Origin of the sequence: Aestuariivirga sp., from assembly GCF_037139295.1 — a bacterium.
Classification (GTDB): domain Bacteria; phylum Pseudomonadota; class Alphaproteobacteria; order Rhizobiales; family Aestuariivirgaceae; genus Aestuariivirga.
Window position 1 is genome coordinate 1 of record NZ_JBAXGR010000160.1, and the last position, 5,282, is coordinate 5,282.

Annotated in this window: 3 protein-coding genes and 1 pseudogene; all 4 read left to right on the forward strand. The window is 60.1% G+C overall.

Features of this window, described 5'->3' with window-relative positions; translation table 11 throughout:
* The first annotated feature begins 45 nt into the window (after positions 1-45).
* Positions 46-444, forward strand: coding sequence for a hypothetical protein (locus WCJ41_RS19965; protein WP_336907594.1), 399 nt, complete (start codon positions 46-48; stop codon positions 442-444).
* 468 nt (positions 445-912) lie between these two features.
* Positions 913-2,781 (forward strand): DUF3604 domain-containing protein, encoded by a 1,869-nt coding sequence (locus tag WCJ41_RS19970; RefSeq protein WP_336907596.1) that lies wholly within the window; start codon positions 913-915, stop codon positions 2,779-2,781.
* Positions 2,782-2,825: 44 nt separating this feature from the next.
* Positions 2,826-4,730, forward strand: coding sequence for a DUF3604 domain-containing protein (locus tag WCJ41_RS19975; protein WP_336907595.1), 1,905 nt, complete (start codon positions 2,826-2,828; stop codon positions 4,728-4,730).
* Between the two features lie 11 nt (positions 4,731-4,741).
* A pseudogene (locus WCJ41_RS19980) lies at positions 4,742-5,282 on the forward strand (peptidyl-prolyl cis-trans isomerase); the annotation flags it as partial.

Consider the following 5,282-nt stretch of genomic DNA (forward strand, 5'->3'; position numbering starts at 1 on the left):
TGAAGACTCCAGAAGTTGCGGGATAGCCAATAAAATAGTGATTTGTTGGCCTATTCCTACATCGAGAGCGACGGTTATGACCTCAAGGGGACTGTGATTGGCTTTCCCATCGATGTCGCCTTTCCCGAAGACAATTTCAAATTTGGCATTGTGGAAGCGTCAACGGAATTCAGCCGTATCTTCGTCCTTGAAAACGGAACGACTGTCATGCCCTTCGCTGAAATTGGTGCGACCTACGCGTTCGATCAACCGAACGACGGCCAGTTCCTCACGGCGGACCTGGAGCTTGCAACGCCCTCGGCGTGGTCTGGGACCTTGCGCGGTGGCGCCCGGATGCTGATCAACGATTCAGTTCAGGTCGAAGCAAGCGGCGGCTATCTCAGCTTTGGCCAGAGCGGACTGGATGTTTGGGAAGGCAAGCTTCAGGTCTCGTTCGGCTTTTGAACGCCGACCTCAGTGCTTGTCCGCGTTTAGGATAGCGCCTGTTCGGCTCTCCTGGCTTCGGTAGTGCACCATGCGGGAAAAAGATTATAAGCGCTATATCATTGATATCGATATATAACTATCAGGCCTGCAGGCGACGCCTGGCACGACCGCTACCATCATCATTGTTGTAGTTCCATGATCCAGCATGCGGGATAACTCCACTATCTCGCCTGTCTGGATGCGGACCCCTGGAGCACAGCCTCTGAAGCTTGGACGAGCCAACCGAACCGAGCCCTGCTTGCTCCGGACAAAATGCGTGACGCCAACCCTGTGGTTCACTCCCATCTGAAGTTGTGGCGCAAATTACAACTTGAGCGCGGCCCCACTTGTATTCTACTGTGAACTCAGATGGGTGCGGAGGAAGCGATGAAAGACCTTGCAAAGAGCCTTGCCTGGTTGGGCGCAGTTTGCCTCGTTGGTGTGTCGATGAACGCCATGGCTGTGGCACAGGACCCCGTCGCGTCCGACGATATCGGGATGATCAACCCGGAAGCGGCGGCACATGCCTTCCCGAAACGCGGCTTCTCACCCTATGCCGGGCGAAACTATCCGACCCGCGTGTTCTGGGGTGACCAGCACGTGCACACCGGATGGTCCGTCGATGCGGGCGCCTTCGGCGCTACCTTGGGCCCCGAGGAGGCACTGCGCTTCGCGCGTGGCGAGCAGGTCACCTCGTCGCTGGGCGAACCCGCCAGGCTGAGCCGCCCACTCGACTGGGCCGCGGTGACTGATCATTCGGATGCCGCCGGCGTGATCTTTGAAATCAGGGACGGCAATCCGAACCTTATGATCGATCCTCTTGCCAAGCGCTGGCACGACATGATGGCTTCGGGACAGGGCGTGCAGGCGGCCTCTGAAATGATCGCCGCCCAGTCCAACAACAAGGTTCCGCCGGTTATGAAGGACCCCCGCCTTGCCATGTCGATCTGGGCGAAGAACACGGCGATCATGGAGAAATACAATGAGCCTGGCCGCTTCACGGCCTTCATTGGCTATGAATGGACCAGCAATGCCGGCGGTGGCGACAATCTTCATCGCAACGTGATCTACCGCGACGGCAAGGACAAGGCCGACGACATGCTGCCGATGACAACCTTCGACAGCGAGAACCCGGAGGACTTATGGAAGTGGATGTCGAAATGGGAGGAAAGGACCGGCGGATCACTGCTGGCCATTCCCCACAACGGCAACCTGTCCAATGGCAAGATGTTCGCGCTCTCGACCTTCGAAGGTAATCCGCTGACGCGAGACTGGGCAGAGACCCGCGCACGCTGGGAGCCGATGTACGAAATCACCCAGATCAAGGGTGATGGTGAAACCCACCCTTCACTGTCACCCAGCGATGAATTTGCCAACTTCGAAAAGTGGGACGCCGCCAATCTCGCGGGCGTGCCGAAGCAGCCCGGCATGCTCGAACATGAATATGCCCGCCAGGCTCTGGCCGAGGGATTGAAGCTCGAGGCGTCGCTTGGCGCAAACCCCTTCAAGTTCGGCTTCGTGAGCGGGACCGACACCCACACCGGCCTCGCCACGGCGGAAGAAGACAATTTCTTTGGCAAGCATACGGGTGTTGAACCCTCACCGCACCGCTGGGAGCATGACGTCATCAAGACTCCCCAGGTCACCATCAAGGGCTGGCAGACGGCAGCAGCCGGCTACACCGGTGTGTGGGCAACGGAGAATACCCGCGAGGCGATCTGGGACGCGCTGAAGCGCAAGGAAGCCTACTCGACCACCGGCCCCCGCATGCTGGTGCGCTTCTTCGGTGGGTGGGACTTCGTGCCCGCCGACGCCCAGACGCGCATGCCCGCCGATGCAGGCTATGCCAAGGGCGTGCCGATGGGCGGCGACCTTCTGACAGCGCCCGCAGGCAAGTCCCCAACTTTCCTCGCCGCAGCCATGAAGGATCCGTTGAGCGGCAATCTCGATCGCATCCAGATCATCAAGGCCTGGGCAGATGCTGACGGCAAACTTCAGGAGAGTGTCCATGACGTTGCCTGGTCGGACGGTCGCAAACCCGGTGCTGACGGCAAGCTGCCGCCTGTCGGCAACACGGTGGATGTTGCCAATGCCACCTGGACCAACACCATCGGCAGCCCTGAGTTGATTGCCGTGTGGAAGGATCCTGACTTCGATCCGAAGCTGCGCGCCGTCTACTACGTCCGCGTCATTGAGATTCCGACACCGCGCTGGACTGCCTATGACCAGAAGCGCTTTGGCATCAAAATGTCCGACAATGTGCCGATGAGCGTGCAGGAGCGTGCTTACACGTCGCCCATCTGGTATACGCCGTAAGTCACGATCCGCTTTCGTCTGTCAAACGGTACGGGAGAGAACGCATGAAATACGCATTCATGTTGACGACTGCGCTGGCGACTTGCCTTTGCGCGCACCTCGCAGCCGCCCAGGGACCCGAGAACGAGGAGGGGATCACCGCGGCGAATGTGGCGGCGGTCATCAAGCCGGAGTATTCGCCATACGCCGGGCGCAGCTATCCCACGCGCCCCCTCTTCGGCGATACCCATCTTCATACGGCTGTATCGGTCGATGCGGGCACGCTGAACCGTGTCGGGCAGGAGGATGCCTACCGCTTCGCCCGCGGTGAGGAGGTGCTCTCGACCGGCGGGTTGCGGGCCAAGCTTGCGCGGCCGCTCGACTTCCTGGTGATCTCGGACCATGCCGAGATGTATGGTCTGATGCCGCAACTGCTGGCGGGCGATCCGGAAGTCCTGTCCACCGAAAAGGGCCGCGAATGGTATGCAGCCCTGACCAGTGGAAATTTCGACACAGTCTTTGCAACGGCGATGGCAATCGTGGGCTCCCTGTCGGGCGATGAACCGCCGATCAAGAGCGAAAAAGCTGTCCGCAATGCCTGGCAGGCCTATACGGCGCTGGCTGACAAGTACAATGATCCCGGCCAGTTCACCGCAATGATCGGCTTCGAGTGGACGGCGATTGGCGGATACAATCTCCACCGCAACGTTCTCTTCCGGGGCGACGCGAGTGTTGCGAACCAGACGCTGCCTTTCTCTCAGTTCGACAGCAAGAACCCGGAAGACCTCTGGTCCTACATGGCGCAGTTCGAGAAGCGGACCGGTTCGGATGTTCTTGCCATTCCGCACAATGGTAATCTCAGCAACGGACGCATGTTCACCGTCGAGAGCTTCGACGGCAAACCGTTGACGAAGGAGCTGGCTGCCAAGCGCATCCAGTATGAGCCGCTCATCGAGGTCACGCAGATCAAGGGCGATAGCGAGTCGCACCCCTTCCTTTCCCCAAATGACGAGTTTGCGGGTTACGAGACCTGGGACCGCGCCAATCTCAACGGCACGGAAATCAAGACCAAGGACATGCTGAAGTACGAATATGCGCGCGAGGCCCTGAAGACGGGCTTGAAGCTCGAAGCGAGTCTCGGCGTGAACCCCTACAAGTTCGGATTCGTCGGCAGCACCGATTCGCATCCGTCGCTGTCCACGGCGGAGGAAGACAACTTCTTCGGCAAGCATTCCGGCGTCGAGCCTGAGCCCCATCGCTGGGAGCACGTGGTGATCCAGGCACCCAAACCGGAGTTCAATGTTTACGGTTGGCAGCAGGCCGCAAGCGGCCTGGCCGTCGTCTGGGCAACGGAGAACACCCGCGAGGCGATCTTCGACGCCATGAAACGCAAGGAGACCTATGCGACCACCGGCACGCGCATGACGGTGCGTTTCTTCGGCGGCTATGATTTCACCCCCAAGGATGCCGAAACGCGCATGCCTGCGACGGCCGGCTATCAGAAGGGCATCCCGATGGGGGGTGACCTGCCCAAGGCGCCTGCAGGCAAGGCGCCGACCTTCCTCGTGGCTGCCATGAAGGATCCGATAAGCGGCAACCTCGACCGCATCCAGGTCGTCAAGGGCTGGCGTGACGCCGGCGGCGAAACGCATGAGAAAGTCTATGACGTGGCATGGAGCGACGGACGTGTTCCGGGGCCGGATGGAAAGCTGCCTGCCGTCGGCAATACCGTCGACGTCGCGCGCGCAACCTGGAAGAACACCATCGGTGATCCCGAGCTGATCACCGTCTGGTCCGACCCCGAATTCGATCCGAAGCAGGCGGCCTTCTACTATGCCAAGATCATCGAGATACCAACGCCGCGCTGGACCGCCTATGACACCTTGCGCTTCAATATCAAGATGACGGACAACGTTCCCATGACCACGCAGGAGCGGGCCTACACCTCGCCGATCTGGTACACACCCTAGGAACACCCATCATGCAGCGGTTTGTCCGCGAGCCGCTCGTACACTTCCTGCTTCTGGCCTTGCTTGTCTTCGCCGCCTACAGCCTCGTGTCGCGGCGGGAGCTCGCAATGGCGGCGATCGACGTCACCCAGGCGAAAATCGAACAGCTGGCTGGTCTCTTCGCCAAGACGTGGCAGCGGCCGCCCACGGCGCAGGAGCTGAAAGGGCTGATCGACGATTTCGTGAAGGAGGAAATCTACGTTCGCGAGGCATTGCGACTGGGCCTCGACACGGATGATGTGGTGATCCGCAAACGGCTGCGCATGAAGATGGAGTTCGTCAGTGATGCAGAGGCGGAGGCCACACCCCCGACCGATGCCCAGCTCCAAGCATACCTTGATACTCGCCCCGATGTGTTCCGCAAGCCGCCGGAGATTGCCTTCGAGCAGGTTTACATCAATCCTGAAAAGCACAGTCCGGACGCAGGTGCAGCGGCCAAAGCACTTCTCGAATCCTTGCGGAAGGACCCAAGCTCTGCGGCGACTGCAGTCGCCGCAGAGCTTGGGTCCTTCC